Origin of the sequence: Pseudomonas sp. Leaf434, from assembly GCF_001425545.1 — a bacterium.
Lineage (GTDB): Bacteria > Pseudomonadota > Gammaproteobacteria > Pseudomonadales > Pseudomonadaceae > Aquipseudomonas > Aquipseudomonas siliginis.
This window is the reverse complement of record NZ_LMQZ01000007.1, coordinates 489,199-504,394: the sequence shown is the minus strand read 5'-3', so window position 1 is coordinate 504,394 and position 15,196 is coordinate 489,199. Positions and strand designations below refer to the sequence as shown.

Here is a 15,196-nt window from a genome sequence, read left to right as displayed (position 1 = left end):
CTGTGGGAGCGAGCCTGCTCGCGAAGAACGATGACGCGGTCTGTTTGGCTATAACCCTGCAGCCTCCAGCCGCGCCGCATGCTCGACAAACAGCCTTACCGGATCCGCGCCCTTGCCCACCAGTCCCAGCGACTGATTGACGATGTCGAAATGATCCAGCGGATAGTCATCACCGATCACCGTGCCCAGATGCGAGCTGTAGCGACCGACCATGCCATCGCACTGCCCCGGCTCACGGACGAAGGTCTTGGCAAACAAGCGACAACTGCGGTTGGTGCCGTCAAAAAGATTGCCGCCACGATCGGTCTTGCCCGGTTGCAGCGTCCCTGACCAGGAGTAATAACGAACACCGTTGACCTCTTCCGGCCCCTGGCCGCCCCAGACTTCCGGCAGCCCTTGTGGATAACGCTGATTGAATAATGCAACGCCCGCCGTCGTCAGCGATTGGTGGGAAGCGTGGATATCCACCGGCAGTTTCGGACCGTGATAACCCGTGTCGAGCAATGCCATGACCCAGCCGATCAAGCGCAGCAACGCTTCGAGCAAGCGGCCCTTGGCACTGCTACCGGGGTAGTGCTTTTCCAGATAATCAGCCAGCTCGGAACCATGATTCGGACCGGCCACCGAAGTCACCGAGGCCACCAGATCCGGACGCTTCGCCGCCGCATATCGTGCGGTCAACGCGCCTTGGCTGTGGCCGAACAGATTGACCTTTTGCGCCCCGCTCTCGCGCAGGATTTCCTCGATCCGCGCCAGCAACTGCTCGCCGCGCACTTCAGTAGAGTTGAGCGGCGAAACCTGCACCGCGACCACCGTCGCACCACCACGGCGCAAGGCCTTGATGATGCCGAACCAATACGGGTAAAGCACCAGCCGGACAAAGCCGAGCATGCCCGGCACCAGCACCAATGGATAACGTGTCGACATGGGTTACATCCTTGTGCGCGGTGAGTGGATGCCAGACCTGCAAGACGCCCGCCAAGCATCCAACGTGACGATGACAACTGAACGATGAGCCTACTTCAGCCCGCCACGATCCGCTCCACCGAAACCGGATTGACCAGCGCCAGGCCCTCCCGACATAGCAGTCTTCAACAGTTCCTGCAGCGCGTCCGGCGTAAATCGCATAAAACTTTTCGCTTAGCTCAAGACTCACAACCTGGGTAGCGACCGCGTCTTCAGAACGTGGCGCCTATCGGATTAGCCTCCAGGAGAATGAAATGAGTGACGTGCATTTGTCTGATGTTCAAACCCTGCGCGAGCGCGCGCGGCAACACGTGGAAAACGGCGCGGTCACCGAGGGCTACAACGCCAACCGTGAAGAAATACTGCGTTTGCTCAACGAGTCGCTGGCCACCGAACTGGTGTGCACCTTGCGCTACAAGCGCCACTACTTCATGGCCAGCGGCCTGAAAGCCAACGTCGCCGCCGACGAATTCCTCGAACACGCCAACCAGGAAGCCGAGCACGCCGATCGCCTCGCCGAACGCATTGTGCAACTGGGCGGTGAGCCTGAGTTCAACCCTGACCTGCTGAGCAAGATGTCCCACGCGCAATACGTGGCCGGCAACACGCTCAAGGAAATGGTTTACGAAGATCTGGTGGCCGAGCGCATTGCTATCGACAGCTATCGCGAAATCATCCAGTACATCGGTGACAAAGACCCGACCACCCGCCGCATCTTCGAAGACATCCTCGCCCAGGAAGAAGAACACGCCGACGACATGGCGGATATCCTCAACGACCTATAATCCCGTCACACCGCTTTCGCGAGCAGGCTCGCTCCCACACTGGAACGTATTTCGATTGAAGAAACGCGTTCGAATGTGGGAGCGAGCCTGCTCGCGAAGGCGCCCTCAGAGACGCCGCATTACTTGCTGGGTTTAACGGTCACCGGCGCCTTGCCCTGCTTCATCTGCTCGAGCAACGGCGCGCACTGATTCGGCTCGCCACCGCTCGGCGCCACCAGTGCCAGCAACCCCGCCGCCGGTGCGGCGATCACGCCCAGCGCAACCATCCCCGCCCCGCGCAGCATCAACGGTACGGCTTTGACGCCGGCATCCGGTTTGATGAACTTGCCGCGCACATACAGCGGCGAGCGCAGCGAGATCAGACGCCAGCCTTTGGATTCCGGGGTCACGGTCAGATCGAGTTGTTCGGTGGCCATGTTCGCCGTGCCATCGATGTAGATGATTGCGTTCTCGGTATCGAAGACAAACAGCCGTGTGGTCGCCAGGCCGGTCTTGATGTCGAAGTCCGCCGCCGCGCAATTGATCTTCACTTCCTTGTCGCCAAAGATCTTGCCGACCACGTAGTTACCGACGTTGAGCCCGGCCAGCTCCATCAACTCACGGCTGATTGCACCGTCGTTGATCAGCATCTTCAGATTACCGTTGGCACCACCGAGCAGCTTGGCCACGGAGTTGCCCCGGCCACTGATGTCGGCATCGCCATTGAGCTCACCGAAACTGGTCTTCATCGGCTCGAAGGTCGGGAACAACTCTTTGAGTTTGAATTTGCGTGCGGTCAAACGCGCACGGCCTTCCAGCGGCTCGGTGCGGCCATTGAGGCGAATCAGCGCATCCAGCGTGCCGCCGGCGACACCAAAGCGCAGCGGTTCCAGGCTGAGCTCGCCGTCGTTGAGTTTCAGATGGGTATAGAGGTCGTTGAACGGCAGCTTCTCGCTGTGGACGATGCGTTTGCCGGTGAACTCGACATCGGCGTCCATGGCCCGCCAGCGATCGGTTTTGAATTCTTCGACCGGCAGGACTTTGTCCGCCGGTTGCTTGCTCGCGCCGCCACGGGCCTTTTGCTCGGTGTTGGAGTCGGCGCCGATCAGTGGCGCGAGGTCGGCAAACAGCAGTTGATTGGAGAGCAGCGCACCGCTGAGTTTCGGCCGTGGCTGGCTGGCGACGTAGGTGAGGTCGCCGTGGATGTCGCTGTCGCCGATCTTGCCGTTGAATTTCTCGTAAGTGAATCTCGCCCCGGCCTCGTCATGCAGCTTGGCGATAAGGTGACCGTCGGTGGAATACGGTGGCGTGTCCGGTAGGGTCACGCCGGTCAGCGGGTAGAGATTGCCGAGGCTGTCTCCAGCGAGCTTGAGGCGCAGATCAAGAGCGCCAAGATTCAGCGGGTCAGTCAGGGTGCCGGCCAGTTCGATACGGGTATCGCCGATCTTCGCCTGGGCCTGCAACGGGAACGGCTTGCTCGCGTCCTGCAACGCCAGCAACCCGCCGATCTTGCCCTGCCCGGTGAGGTTCTGCCCGTGGTACTGGCCTTTGACCTTGAGCGCAAAGGCGTAATCCTGCGGTGCGCCGCCCTTGTCCTGAGCAGTTTTCGCCGCTTTGTCGCCGACGATCTCGCTGAATGGAATCGGCTTGCCGAGCGGGTCGATCAACACATCGAGATTGGTCTTCAAGGTCTGATCGTCGAGGGTCACGTGGCCCTTGTCGAAACCGATCGCGCCGATATCGACCACCCAGCTCGAAGGCTCGGCGTTCGGGTCCTTGGGATCGAATTTGAACGTCCAGTTGGCGCGGCCATCGGCCAGACGTTGCAGCTCGGCATTCGGCTCGGTCAGGTCGATGCGCGGAATCACCACGCGCTGGGCCAGCAGGGCCAGCGGCGAAATGCGCAGCTCGACACGTTTCAGAGTGACCATCTGCGGCTGCTTCGACCAGTCAGGATTACCCAGGCTCAGATCCTCGGCGACCACGTGCGGCCAAGGCACCCAAGAGCGCCAGCCGCCCTCTTCCGGCTCGCGCTGCCAGATCACCGCGAGGTTGCCATTGATGGCAAACGCCCGGTGCAGTTCTTCCGAGACTTTGGCATTGATGGTCGGTTTGATCCGGTTCCAGTCGAAGAACACGATGATCAGAATCAAGGCTGCCAGCAGCAGCACGAGGATGGCGAAGATCCAGCTGAAGATTTTTCCAGTGCGCGTCATGCACAAAGCTCCTGATCACGACCGCACGCCGATTACCCGACGCACAGCTGAAACGGCAGACCTAAGCGGCCCCTATGCAGTCTGTGACTGGCGAAAGGCCCGCAGGTTTAATCGAAAGGCAGTTTAAGCCATAAAAAGCGCAGCAAAACTGACCGATCGGTCGAGCAGTGTTACCGCGACCCGCACTTTTGCGAGGCACGAGTGAGTCGAAAATACCCACGACGGTGCAAAACCGTCGCCCGCAAAGGCCCGATCTAGAGCCTTCGCGCCGAACAATCAATTCTGTTGATTATTACCATTGCGTTTATGAACTTTTATATCGACATATCGAGAGTAGCATTGCCCTCGTACCCACTTTATCGCCCTCCCAAGGAGCCACTATCATGAAACGCCAATTACTGCTCAGCCTTACCCTGTCGATGCTAGCCAGCACTGCTTTTGCCCTGCCCGCTGCCGATCAGGCCACTCCGCAAGTCAAAGACAGCCACTCGGTGTTCAGCCAGACGCTCGCTGAAGACGGCTACGACAAAACCCCACAAGGCCAGACTCTGGCTGAAGACGGCTATGACAAGACCCCTCAAGGTCAGACTCTGGCTGAAGACGGCTATGACAAAACCCCACAGGGCCAGACCCTGGCTGAAAACGGCCGCAATCGTCTCGAAGAAAAAGGTCTGGTGGAAGACGGCTACGACAAGACTCCCCAAGGTCAAGCCCTCGCCGAAGGTGGTGGTGATCGTGTAATCGAACGCAACAGCGCCGTGAGCTGAGCCTATGACGGCCCAGCGAAAAAGCCCAATCAGCGGATTGGGCTTTTGACTTTTCAGCTTCTGTGAATCCCTCGCTGCATGACTCCCCGTTCGACGCCGACAAAGCCGATTTGCTAGAGTGCGGCGCTTGTCCTGCCGAAGAACACACCCTGCGATGCTGCCCCGCGCCGAACAGAAACAACAGACCCGCAACGCCCTGATGGACGCTGCCCGCCACCTGATGGAAAGCGGCCGAGGATTCGGCAGCCTGAGCCTGCGCGAAGTGAGCAAGACCGCCGGCATCGTGCCCACCGGTTTCTACCGGCACTTTGCCGATATGGACGAGTTGGGTCTGGTACTGGTCAGCGAAGTCGGCCAGACCTTCCGCGAAACCATCCGCCTGGTGCGGCACAACGAATTCGTCATGGGCGGCATCATCGACGCTTCGGTGCGCATCTTCCTTGATGTGGTCAACGCCAACCGCTCGCAATTCCTGTTTCTCGCCCGCGAACAATATGGCGGCTCGCTGCCGGTGCGGCAGGCGATCGGACGCCTGCGGGAGAACATCAGCGCCGACCTCGCGGCGGACCTGGCGCTGATGCCCAAGCTGCAACATCTGGACATCGCCGGTCTGAGCGTGATCGCCGACCTGATCGTCAAATCGGTGTTCGCCACCCTCCCCGACATCATCGACCCGCCCGCCGAGGCCTTGCCGGAGCATCTGACGCCGCAGGCGAAGATCACCCAGCAACTGCGCTTCATCTTTATCGGCCTCAAGCACTGGCAAGGGCTGGGCAGTACCGAGTAATCCCCTTCTCTATCTGACACAGCGCAAAGCCTCTGTGGGAGCGAGCCTGCTCGCGAAAGCGCTGGGTCAGCTGAATACATCTGTCTGACACGGCGCATTCGCAAGCAGGCTCGCTCCCACATTGAACATCCGTCACGGCATCGAATTGGTGCATGACAAATCCTTCATGCACCAAAACCTTCCAGAATCGCCGCGCCTGTTGAAAGATCAGGCAAGCGCCGACAGCTATTTCCTACAGATCACCCGATTGGCGCGGCGCTTGCTCTAGCCCATTCAACGTTCATTGCTGGAAGCTTTCCGATGCTGGTGATTCATCGCAGAATCGACCCTCAACCCGTCTGGGCCGCCGAGCTGCACCTGACCTTCGAAGCGCGCAGCAAAAGCCGTTTGCGCTGTTTCAGTGCCGAAGGCGAAGACGTCGGGTTGTTTTTGGAGCGCGGCCAGCCACCGCTGTATGACGGCGAATGCCTGCAGGCTGAAGACGGCCGTGTCGTGCGCGTCTGCGCCCGCCCTGAACAACTGCTCCATGTCACTTGCGCCAATGCGTTCGAACTGACCCGCGCGGCCTATCACCTCGGCAACCGCCATGTCGCCCTGCAAGTCGGCGGTGGCTGGCTGCGCCTGCTCGACGATTACGTGCTCAAGGCGATGCTCGAACAGCTCGGCGCGCAGGTCGAGGCTATCGAAGCGCCGTTCCAGCCGGAACACGGCGCTTACGGCGGCGGCCATCATCATTCCCGCCACGGCGACGAAGACTTCAACTACGCGCCGAAACTCCACCAGTTCGGCGTGCGCCTGTGAATCCGGCCTGGGCGCTGCTGCGTCTGGCCAGTCCGCAATTGCCGATTGGCGGCTACAGCTATTCCCAGGGTCTGGAAATGGCGGTGGATAATGGCCGGGTCCACAACCCGGACGGCGCCCGCCGCTGGATCAGCGATCAACTGCTGCTCAACCTCGCGCGCTTCGAAGCGCCGCTGCTGTTGGTGCATTGCCAGGCCGCAGCAGATGAAAACTGGGCCGAATTACGACAACTCTGCGAGAGCCACCGCGCCAGTCGCGAAACCCGCGAGTTGCATCTGGAGAGCCGGCAGATGGGCTACTCCCTGCAGCAGTTGTTGAACGGTTTGCCGGAACTCGATGCGCCCGCCCGCGACTTTCTTGAACAGACCACAGAACCGCATCTCGCCCTGTGCTGGGCACTGGCGGCACGCGCCTGGGGCATCACCCCGCAGGACGCTCTTGCCGCGTGGCTGTGGAGCTGGCTGGAAAACCAGCTCGCCGTGCTGATGAAAACCCTGCCGCTGGGCCAGCAAGCCGCGCAGCGCCTGACCAGCGAACTGCTGCCGCTGCTGCAACAGGCGCAGCACGACGCGACCCACCTCAACCCCGAACACATCGGCAGCGCCGCGTTTGGCCTGTCCCTGGCGTGCATGGCCCACGAGCGCCAGTACAGCCGTCTCTTCCGCTCTTAGGGCTGTTTATTTTTGGAGAATGAAATGGATACACAACCTCTGCGCGTCGGCATCGGCGGCCCGGTCGGTTCCGGCAAGACCGCGTTGACCCTGGCCCTGTGCCTGGCCCTGCGCGAGCGCTACAACCTCGCCGTGGTCACCAACGATATCTACACCCGCGAAGACGCCGATTTCCTGGTGCGCAACGAAGCCCTCGCGCCGGAGCGGATCATCGGCGTGGAAACCGGCGGCTGCCCGCACACGGCGATCCGCGAAGACGCCTCGATCAACCTCGAGGCGGTCGATCAACTGAACCGGCGTTTTCCCGGGCTGGATCTGATTCTGGTGGAATCCGGCGGCGACAACCTCTCGGCGACCTTCAGCCCGGAGCTGTCGGACCTGACCATCTACGTGATCGACGTCTCCGCCGGCGACAAGCTGCCGCGCAAGGGCGGCCCGGGGATCTGCAAGTCCGACCTGCTGGTGATCAACAAAATCGACCTCGCGCCACTGGTGGGCGCCTCGCTGGAAATGATGGACAGCGACACCAAACGCATGCGCAACGGCAAGCCGTTCGTGTTCAGCAACCAGAAAACCGGTCAGGGCCTTGAAGAAATCATCGCCTTCATCGAACGCCAGGGCCTGCTGACCGCCGCCTGATCCACTTATCAACAAGGAAGCTTATCCATGACACTCAAACGCATTCTTGGCGCCGTGGCGCTGCTGCTGACACCGGCACTGGCCTTCGCGCACCCTGGGCATGGCGACAGCGGCCTCGTCGCGGGCATCAGCCACCCGATCGGCGGGCTCGACCACTTGCTGGCAATGCTCGCCGTCGGTTTGTGGGCGGCGCAGCAACAAGGCGCGGCGCGCTGGGCGCTGCCGTGCACGTTTGTCGGCACCATGCTGCTGGGCGGCCTGCTCGGTTTTGAAGGGCTGGAGTTGCCGGCGCTGGAAAGCGGGATTGCTGCTTCGGTATTGGCGCTGGGCCTGGCCGTGGCACTGGCCGTGCGTCCGCCGCTGGTGATGGCGGTGGCAGCGACGGCGCTGTTTGCGCTGTTCCATGGCGTGGCGCATGGGCTGGAGCTGCCGGAAATGAGCAGCCCGTGGGCGTATGCGGCCGGGTTTGTCGCGGCGACAGCGGTTTTGCATGCGCTCGGTTATGGCGTGGTGCGAGTTCTTCCGCAGGCAGCGGCGCCGCTGGTGCGGTTGGCGGGTGCGGCTTCGGCGGCGACTGGGGTGTGGTTGCTCGCAGGCTAATCTCTATCGCCTGAGCCGGCCTCATCGCTGGCAAGCCAGCTCCCACAGGTTATTGGGTAAGTCCACAATTGTGTGAACACTCAATTTCCTTGTGGGAGCTGGCTTGCCAGCGATGACGGCCGATCAGACACCAAACCTTTAAAGGCTGCCTCTCTGCTACCATGTCGCGCAATCGCCCCAGCCCGTGACGCCCGCCCATGCCCCACGCTTCCCGCTCCACCGCCCTGCCCGAATTGACCGCCCTGTTTGGCCAAGTGCAGCAGCACTTCCTCGACGTGATCGTGCCGCTGTGGCAAGGCCCGGGCTGGAATGCCGACATGGCGTTGCCGTACGAGGCGCTGGACGCCGCGCATCAACCGCTGCCAGTGCAGCGCTATCGGGCGATGGCCTGCGCACGGCAGCTGTATCTGTTCTCCAGCCTGATCGGGATTGTGGATAACGCCGAAGTCCGCGCCGCCGCGTTGTTCCGTTCGCTGCAACGGCATTTCCATGATGCCGAGCACGGCGGCTGGTTCTACAGCATCGATGCGCAAGGCAAGCCGCTGGACCAGCGCAAGGATCTCTACACCCACGCCTTCATCCTGTTCGCCTGCGCGCATTACTGGGACAAGTCCCGGGATTCGCTGGCCGAGTCGACATTGAGCGCCGCGCTGGAAATCATCGGCCGCCGATTCGCCACCGGCGACGGTTTATACGAAGCCTGCCTGGAGCGTGACTGGCTCACCCTGCAAACCGGGCCACTGCAAAATCCGCTGATGCACTTGGCCGAAGCCTTCCTCGCCACCCTGGCGGTGCGCGAAGACCCGCAAACGCAGAAGGCCCTGCTTGAGTTATGCACAGCCATGCACAAGCAGTTCGTCGATCCGCAATACGGCGTGTTGATGGAGAAGCCACTGGGTGCTGTGGATAACTGGTACGAGCCGGGGCACCAGTTCGAATGGTATTTCCTGCTCGAATCGTCGGCGCTGTTGCGCGATTCGAAACTGCACCGGGCGCTGGATCGGGCGTTTGCTTTTACCGAGCAGTACGGCGTGCTGGAGTCCTGCGGCGCGGTGCGGGCGATGCTTGATCTGGAAAGCAATGGTCGGCCCAGGGATTCCACCCAACGGATCTGGGCTCAGGCTGAATACCTGCGCGCGCTGACCTTGCGGGCGGACAGCGAAGCGGTGGTGCTGCGCCAGTTGCAGGCGTTGCAGCAGCGGTTTCTGCATGCCGGCGGCTGGCATGAGTGTCGCGATGAGAATGGAGAGGTCAGCCGCAAGGACATGCCTTCGACCACGCCTTATCATTTGGCGACTTGCTACCACGGCTTGGCTGCGTATCTTCGCTGACCGAACAATTGCTATCGCGAGCAGGCTCGCTCCCACATTTTGGAATGCATTCTCCTGTGGGAGCGAGCCTGCTCGCGAATGGCCTCAGCGCGGTATCAAGCCTTGTTACGCTCGATGGCAAACCCGGCCCAGGTCTGGCTCACCGGCATCAGCTCCAGGCTGTTGATGTTGATGTGCGCCGGGGTGTTCATCACCCAGAAAATCGTCTCGGCGATGTCCTGTGGCTGGATCGGCTCGGCGCCGGCGTAAGTGGCGTTGTAGCGTTCCTGGTCACCGGCAAAACGTACCAGCGAGAACTCGCTTTCGCACAGGCCGGGTTCGATGTTGCTGACCCGCACGCCAGTACCCTGCAGGTCGCAACGCAGGTTCAGCGAGAACTGTTTGACGAAGGCTTTGCTCGCGCCGTACACGTGGCTGCCCGGGTACGGGTAGTTACCGGCGATGGAACCGAGGTTGACGATACCGGCGCCACGGCCGTGGGCAATCAGCCGTGGCAGCAGCAGGCGAGTGGCGTACATCAGGCCTTTGACGTTGGTGTCGACCATGGTGTCCCAGTCATCCAGATCGCACTTGGGCGCCGGATCGACGCCGAGCGCCAGGCCGGCGTTGTTGATCAGGCCACGGAGTTTGGCGAACGACGGCGGCAGGTTGGCGATAGCCTCCTCCATCGCTTTGCGATCGCGCACATCGAGAACCAGACCATGCACTTCGGTCTGCTTCGACAGTTCGGCGCACAGGGCATTGAGGCGTTCTTCACGACGGCCGGTCAGTACCAGCTTCCAGCCAGCCTCGGCAAAACGCCGGGCACAGGCTTCACCAAAACCGGACGTCGCGCCGGTGATAAACAGGGTGTCGGACATCGTGTTCTCCTTGCTTCGGCCGCCACGGCAGCCCTTGGAATAGAAAATCAGCAGGCAGCATGCCCGCCCTCGCGAATACGGGCAACACTTGCCAGCTGTACAAAAATCAACCAAGTTCGCCAAGACCTTAGCCTGCGTGGCCTGCAGCCATGTGCACGCATGTTATCCACAATCTGCTCCACAGTTTCCGGGGGCAAGTGCCAACGTGCAAAGCCGCGCCACACAAGGCTTTGCGGGCGAAATGGAAAGTTTTTTGCTTGACCGTGAGGCGGGGGATGTGCGGGACAGGGCATTTTGCACGACGGACGGTATCACCGGGTGATTGCGCGAGGCCAGCAATTACGGTGCTCCGCGAGGTCTTTCCAGAGTTTAGTCACAGACTTATCCACAGGCTTGCGCACATGGAATTGCCATGTCTCTGCTCCCCAGAAAAAGGTTGACAACGACGCCGCGCGCTCCAGCAAAAATGCCTGATCAAAAAACAAACACATCCCTGCAAGCCACGTTTCATAAGGCTTGCAGCCAGATACACCCACGTTATTCACAGCCAGCTCCACAGTAACCGGGGACAAGTCAAAACTGTGGAAAAACAGCCATTTGCAGCGTCTATATGTCGCGCTTTGGCAGCTTGGGGAATTTGTTTTCCACAATTCTGAATTCCGCTTGATGTCATGCCTTGATTCCATGTAGGAGCTGCCGAAGGCTGCGATCTTCTGATTTTTTTAAGATCAAAAGATCGCAGCCTTCGGCAGCTCCTAAACAGTGAGTTTGAGGAATAAAAAAAGCCCCGGGACTCTCGTCGCCGGGGCTGTGTGCAACCGCGAGAAAATCAGTGCCCACCCAGATAGGCGTTACGCACCTCCTCATTCACCAAAAGCTCTTTGCCGGTGCCGGTCAGACGGATTTCGCCGTTGACCATCACATATGCCCGGTCCGACAGCTTCAGCGCATGGTTGGCGTTCTGCTCGACGAGGAAAATCGTCATCCCGGTTTTTGCCAACTCACGCAGCGTGGCGAAGATCTGCTTCACCACGATCGGCGCCAGACCCAGGCTCGGTTCATCGAGCAGCAACAGCTTCGGCCGGCTCATCAGCGCACGGGCGATGGCGAGCATCTGCTGTTCACCGCCAGACATGGTCATCGCCCGCTGATTGCGTCGCTCCTCAAGCCGTGGAAACAGCTCGAACATGCGCTGCATGTCCTCTTTGGCGTACTTGTCGCCAATCGGGATGGTGCCCATCAGCAGGTTTTCCTCGACGGTCATGTCGGGGAAAACCCGCCGCCCTTCCGGCGACTGCGCGATACCGTTGGAGGCGATGTAGTGCGAGGACTTCTGCGTGATGTCGACGCCCTGATAGAGAATCTGCCCGCCCGCCGCTCTGGGCTGGCCGAAGATCGACATCAGCAAGGTCGACTTGCCGGCGCCGTTGGAGCCGATCAGGCTGACGGTCTCGCCTTCGTTGATCTGCAATGAAACGCCCTTGAGCGCCTGAATCGGGCCGTAGAACACGTCCAGATTGCGCAGTTCGAGGATCGGTTGGCTCATACCAGCTCCTCTTCATCGGCGCCCAGGTAGGCCGCGATCACTTTTGGATCGTTACGGATCGCTTCAGGCCCGCCCTCAGCGATGACGATGCCGTGGTCCAGCACCACGATGTGGTCGGAAATGCTCATAACCATGCCCATGTCGTGTTCGATCAGCACCACGGTCAGATCGTGCTCGTCGCGCAGCAGCCGGATCATCGCGCTGAGCGCTTCGGTTTCCTGAGGATTGAGGCCGGCGGCCGGTTCGTCGAGGCAGATGATCTGCGGCCGCGTGCACATGGCCCGGGCAATTTCCAGACGCCGTTGTTGGCCGTACGAGAGCTCACCGGCCAGACGGTTGGCGCAGTCGACCAGATCGACCACTTCGAGCCAGTAGAACGCGACATCCAGCGCATCGCTCTCGGCCTTGCGATAGCCCTTGGTGTTGAGGATGCCGGCGAGCATGTTGCGGTTGACCCACATGTGCTGCGCCACCAGCAGGTTTTCCAGCACCGACATTTCCTTGAACAGGCGAATGTTCTGGAACGTACGGGCGAGACCGGCACGGTTCACCAGGTGAGTACCGCCGAACATTTTGTAGTACATGCGGCTGAGGAAGGATTTCGGCGAAACGAAATCGGTCGCTTTGAACGACTCGCCCAGCAACTGGATGACGTTGGTCTGCTGGCCGCGCACATTGAGTTCGATCTTGCCGCCCGTGGCCTTGTAGAAACCGGTCAGGCAGTTGAACACCGTGGTCTTGCCAGCACCGTTGGGGCCGATCAGGGCGAAGATCGAATTGCGTTTGACCTTCAGGCTGACATCGCTCAAAGCCTTGATGCCACCGAAATGCATCATCAGTTTTTCAACAGAGAGTACGACTTCACTCATGGCGCAGTCCTCTCGTAGTGAATGGCACCTTTGCGTGGTTTGACCCCGGTGCGGCTGATGCGGATCAACCCGCGTGGTCGCCAGATCATCATCAACACCATCAGGATGCCGAACAGCAGCACGCGGTATTCAGCGAAGCCGCGCAGCAGTTCCGGGGCGACGGTGAGCACGAATGCGGCGATGACCACGCCGATGGTCGAACCCATGCCGCCGAGCACGACGATGGCGAGGATCAGCGCCGACTCGAAGAAGGTGAACGAGGTCGGGTTGACGAAGCCTTGATAGGTGGCGAAGAACACCCCGGCCAGACCCGCCGTCGACGCACCGATGGTGAACGCCGAGAGCTTGACCAGTACGTGGTTCAGGCCCATCGAACGGCAGGCGATTTCATCTTCACGCAGGGCTTCCCAGGCGCGACCGACCGGCATCTTCACCAGCCGATGCTTGACGTACAACACCGCCAGCACCACCAGGAACAGCACCGCGTAAATGAAGTAATACTTTACGTCGGGGTTGTAGGTCAGACCGAAGAACTCATGGAACGGCACCCCGCCATCCTTCGCCCGCTTGCCGAACTCCAGACCGAAGAACGTCGGCAGTGGCGCCGGCATGCCGTTCGGGCCGCCGGTCAGCGACAGCCAGTTGTTCAGCACCAGACGAATGATTTCACCAAAACCCAGGGTCACGATCGCCAGATAGTCACCGTGCAGACGCAACACCGGGAAACCGAGAATGCAGCCAGCCAGGCCTGCGGTGATTGCCGCCAGCGGCAGCACGGTCCAGAAACCCAGACCGAGATACTGGTAACCCAATGCCAGACCGTAGGCGCCGATGGCGTAGAACGCCACGTAACCGAGATCGAGCAGCCCGGCCAGACCGACCACAATGTTCAGCCCCAGCCCCAGCAGCACGTAGATCAAACCAAGGATGACCACCCCCAGCAGATAGGAGTTGGAGACAAACGGCACGATGATCGCCAGCACGATAATCAGCGGGATGATCCAGCGCAGCCGTGATTTGTAATCCGCCGGCAGCACGTGCACACCGGAACCGCTGCTCTCGAATCCGTCGAGGATCTTCAAGCCTTTGGGTGTTTGCAGGAACAGGCTGAGGGCAAAGCGACCGGCCATGACGATGGCAATGATCCACGCCACGCGGTTTGCTTCGAGGTTGAAGCTGTAGCCGTCGAGGACCACGCCGACAATCGGCCCGAACACGATCAGCGCAATCAGGCCGGCAAGAATCGCCTCGACCAGACTTTTTTTGATATCGATGGATTTTTCAGTGGTTGCAGACATCGCTTACACCTTCGACACAAGAGGACGGCCCAACAGGCCCTGCGGCCGGAAGACCAGTACGAGGACGAGCAGCGAGAAACTGAACACGTCTTTGTAGTCGGAGTTGACCAGACCGGAGAACAGCGACTCGGAGATGCCGAGGATGATCCCGCCGAGCATCGCGCCGGGCAGTGAACCGATGCCGCCCAGAACCGCTGCGGTGAACGCCTTGATGCCGATGATGAAGCCGGCATAGAAGTCGAACGTGCCGTAGTTCATTGTGATCAGCACACCGGCCAGTGCCGCCATGGCTGCACCGATGATGAACACGTAGGAAATCACCCGGTCGGTGTTGATCCCCAGGATCGAGGCCATCTTGCGGTCTTGCTGGGTCGCACGGCACATGCGGCCGAGCTTGGTGTATTTGATGATGTAGGTCAGCAGCCCCATGCCGACAAACGCGGCGATCAGGATGAAGACTTTGGTGTAGGTCAGTTGCACGAAGCCGGTGCCGACTTCAACACGCCAGGCACCGGTCAGCAGCGTAGGCACGCCCTGTTGTTTGGCGCCCTGAGCGATCTGTGCGTAGTTCTGCAAAATCAGCGAAATACCGATAGCGCTGATCAGCGGCGCCAGGCGGGTCGAGTTACGCAGGGGTTTGTAGGCAACACGCTCGATGACCCAGCCATATACCGCCGTGACGACGATGGTGAAGATCAGCGTACCGAGCATCAGCAGCGGGAAGGATTCGATACCGAAGTAAGCCAGCAGAGCCAGACTGATTGCCGCCAGGTAAGCGGAAATCATGTAAACCTCGCCGTGGGCGAAGTTGATCATGCCGATGATGCCGTAGACCATTGTGTAGCCGATGGCGATCAGGCCATAGACCGACCCGAGGGTCAGGCCATTGACCAGTTGCTGCAGGAAAATACCATCCATAACGCAATCTCACGCAGTGAGAACCTGCGCGCCCATGACGCGCGGTTCTTCTAGGAAAAATACAGATGTACGTCGGAGCAATGTCGGAGCGTGATCAGCCCGATCGCCACTGAATCCTGTGGGAGCTGGCTTGCCAGCGATAGCGGTGGATCAGCCAACTTGT

At 60.4% G+C, this 15,196-nt stretch carries 15 protein-coding genes; 8 read left to right on the top strand and 7 right to left on the bottom strand.

Annotated features, from left to right (window positions below):
* Nucleotides 1–48: 48 nt before the first annotated feature.
* Entirely contained in the window at nt 49–927 is an 879-nt protein-coding gene (locus ASG55_RS14280) for an esterase/lipase family protein (RefSeq protein ID WP_056787615.1), read from the bottom strand.
* A gap of 293 nt (nt 928–1,220) precedes the next feature.
* Here ASG55_RS14280 and ASG55_RS14275 point away from each other — a divergent pair, with 293 nt between their 5' ends.
* On the top strand, nt 1,221–1,751 hold the full coding sequence (locus ASG55_RS14275; RefSeq protein ID WP_041480703.1) for a ferritin-like domain-containing protein: 531 nt from the start codon (nt 1,221–1,223) through the stop codon (nt 1,749–1,751).
* Nucleotides 1,752–1,870: 119 nt separating this feature from the next.
* Here ASG55_RS14275 and ASG55_RS14270 read toward each other — a convergent pair whose 3' ends face one another.
* The gene (locus ASG55_RS14270; RefSeq protein WP_056787612.1) at nt 1,871–3,946 is read right to left on the bottom strand and encodes an AsmA family protein; all 2,076 of its coding nucleotides are present in this window, start codon (nt 3,944–3,946) and stop codon (nt 1,871–1,873) included.
* Nucleotides 3,947–4,329: 383 nt separating this feature from the next.
* Here ASG55_RS14270 and ASG55_RS14265 point away from each other — a divergent pair, with 383 nt between their 5' ends.
* The 7 genes from ASG55_RS14265 to ASG55_RS14235 all read left to right on the top strand — a co-directional run bounded on the left by ASG55_RS14265 (nt 4,330) and on the right by ASG55_RS14235 (nt 9,542).
* Nucleotides 4,330–4,713: a hypothetical protein gene (locus ASG55_RS14265; RefSeq protein WP_041480705.1), complete on the top strand. Its 384-nt coding sequence runs from the start codon at nt 4,330–4,332 to the stop codon at nt 4,711–4,713.
* A gap of 154 nt (nt 4,714–4,867) precedes the next feature.
* Nucleotides 4,868–5,500 (top strand): TetR family transcriptional regulator, encoded by a 633-nt coding sequence (locus tag ASG55_RS14260; RefSeq protein WP_056787610.1) that lies wholly within the window; start codon nt 4,868–4,870, stop codon nt 5,498–5,500.
* Nucleotides 5,501–5,800: 300 nt separating this feature from the next.
* Entirely contained in the window at nt 5,801–6,301 is a 501-nt protein-coding gene (gene ureE / locus ASG55_RS14255; protein ID WP_056787607.1) for an urease accessory protein UreE, read from the top strand.
* Nucleotides 6,298–6,972, top strand: a complete 675-nt coding sequence (locus tag ASG55_RS14250) for an urease accessory protein UreF (RefSeq protein ID WP_056787603.1) — start codon at nt 6,298–6,300, stop codon at nt 6,970–6,972. Before ureE ends, ASG55_RS14250 begins: the two co-directional genes overlap by 4 nt.
* Nucleotides 6,973–6,996: 24 nt before the next feature.
* Entirely contained in the window at nt 6,997–7,611 is a 615-nt protein-coding gene (gene ureG / locus ASG55_RS14245; RefSeq protein WP_016771910.1) for an urease accessory protein UreG, read from the top strand.
* Between the two features lie 27 nt (nt 7,612–7,638).
* A complete protein-coding gene (locus ASG55_RS14240) occupies nt 7,639–8,211 on the top strand; it encodes a HupE/UreJ family protein (RefSeq protein WP_041480708.1) in 573 nt (190 codons plus the stop codon).
* 197 nt (nt 8,212–8,408) lie between these two features.
* Entirely contained in the window at nt 8,409–9,542 is a 1,134-nt protein-coding gene (locus ASG55_RS14235; protein WP_056787599.1) for an AGE family epimerase/isomerase, read from the top strand.
* A 95-nt stretch (nt 9,543–9,637) separates the two neighbouring features.
* On the opposite strand, the gene ASG55_RS14230 is transcribed toward ASG55_RS14235, so the two are convergent.
* The 5 genes from ASG55_RS14230 to ASG55_RS14210 form a co-directional block, all read right to left on the bottom strand.
* On the bottom strand, nt 9,638–10,402 hold the full coding sequence (locus ASG55_RS14230; RefSeq protein ID WP_016771914.1) for an SDR family oxidoreductase: 765 nt from the start codon (nt 10,400–10,402) through the stop codon (nt 9,638–9,640).
* An 829-nt stretch (nt 10,403–11,231) separates the two neighbouring features.
* Nucleotides 11,232–11,948: an ABC transporter ATP-binding protein gene (locus tag ASG55_RS14225; protein WP_016771915.1), complete on the bottom strand. Its 717-nt coding sequence runs from the start codon at nt 11,946–11,948 to the stop codon at nt 11,232–11,234.
* Nucleotides 11,945–12,817, bottom strand: a complete 873-nt coding sequence (locus tag ASG55_RS14220; RefSeq protein WP_041480710.1) for an ABC transporter ATP-binding protein — start codon at nt 12,815–12,817, stop codon at nt 11,945–11,947. Before ASG55_RS14220 ends, ASG55_RS14225 begins: the two co-directional genes overlap by 4 nt.
* Nucleotides 12,814–14,115, bottom strand: coding sequence for a high-affinity branched-chain amino acid ABC transporter permease LivM (gene livM, locus ASG55_RS14215; protein WP_056787596.1), 1,302 nt, complete (start codon nt 14,113–14,115; stop codon nt 12,814–12,816). The genes ASG55_RS14220 and livM overlap by 4 nt, the downstream gene beginning before the upstream one ends.
* A 3-nt stretch (nt 14,116–14,118) precedes the next feature.
* Nucleotides 14,119–15,033 (bottom strand): ABC transporter permease subunit, encoded by a 915-nt coding sequence (locus ASG55_RS14210; RefSeq protein WP_041480712.1) that lies wholly within the window; start codon nt 15,031–15,033, stop codon nt 14,119–14,121.
* Nucleotides 15,034–15,196: the final 163 nt, after the last annotated feature.

Bases quoted from the DNA above. Each gene is read 5' to 3' on its own strand.
- ASG55_RS14280 (WP_056787615.1), bottom strand. From the start codon at position 927: ATGTCGACACGTTATCCATTGGTGCTGGTGCCGGGCATGCTCGGCTTT.
- ASG55_RS14275 (WP_041480703.1), top strand. From the start codon at position 1,221: ATGAGTGACGTGCATTTGTCTGATGTTCAAACCCTGCGCGAGCGCGCG.
- ASG55_RS14270 (WP_056787612.1), bottom strand. From the start codon at position 3,946: ATGACGCGCACTGGAAAAATCTTCAGCTGGATCTTCGCCATCCTCGTG.
- ASG55_RS14265 (WP_041480705.1), top strand. From the start codon at position 4,330: ATGAAACGCCAATTACTGCTCAGCCTTACCCTGTCGATGCTAGCCAGC.
- ASG55_RS14260 (WP_056787610.1), top strand. From the start codon at position 4,868: ATGCTGCCCCGCGCCGAACAGAAACAACAGACCCGCAACGCCCTGATG.
- ureE (WP_056787607.1), top strand. From the start codon at position 5,801: ATGCTGGTGATTCATCGCAGAATCGACCCTCAACCCGTCTGGGCCGCC.
- ureG (WP_016771910.1), top strand. From the start codon at position 6,997: ATGGATACACAACCTCTGCGCGTCGGCATCGGCGGCCCGGTCGGTTCC.
- ASG55_RS14240 (WP_041480708.1), top strand. From the start codon at position 7,639: ATGACACTCAAACGCATTCTTGGCGCCGTGGCGCTGCTGCTGACACCG.
- ASG55_RS14235 (WP_056787599.1), top strand. From the start codon at position 8,409: ATGCCCCACGCTTCCCGCTCCACCGCCCTGCCCGAATTGACCGCCCTG.
- ASG55_RS14230 (WP_016771914.1), bottom strand. From the start codon at position 10,402: ATGTCCGACACCCTGTTTATCACCGGCGCGACGTCCGGTTTTGGTGAA.
- ASG55_RS14225 (WP_016771915.1), bottom strand. From the start codon at position 11,948: ATGAGCCAACCGATCCTCGAACTGCGCAATCTGGACGTGTTCTACGGC.
- ASG55_RS14220 (WP_041480710.1), bottom strand. From the start codon at position 12,817: ATGAGTGAAGTCGTACTCTCTGTTGAAAAACTGATGATGCATTTCGGT.
- livM (WP_056787596.1), bottom strand. From the start codon at position 14,115: ATGTCTGCAACCACTGAAAAATCCATCGATATCAAAAAAAGTCTGGTC.
- ASG55_RS14210 (WP_041480712.1), bottom strand. From the start codon at position 15,033: ATGGATGGTATTTTCCTGCAGCAACTGGTCAATGGCCTGACCCTCGGG.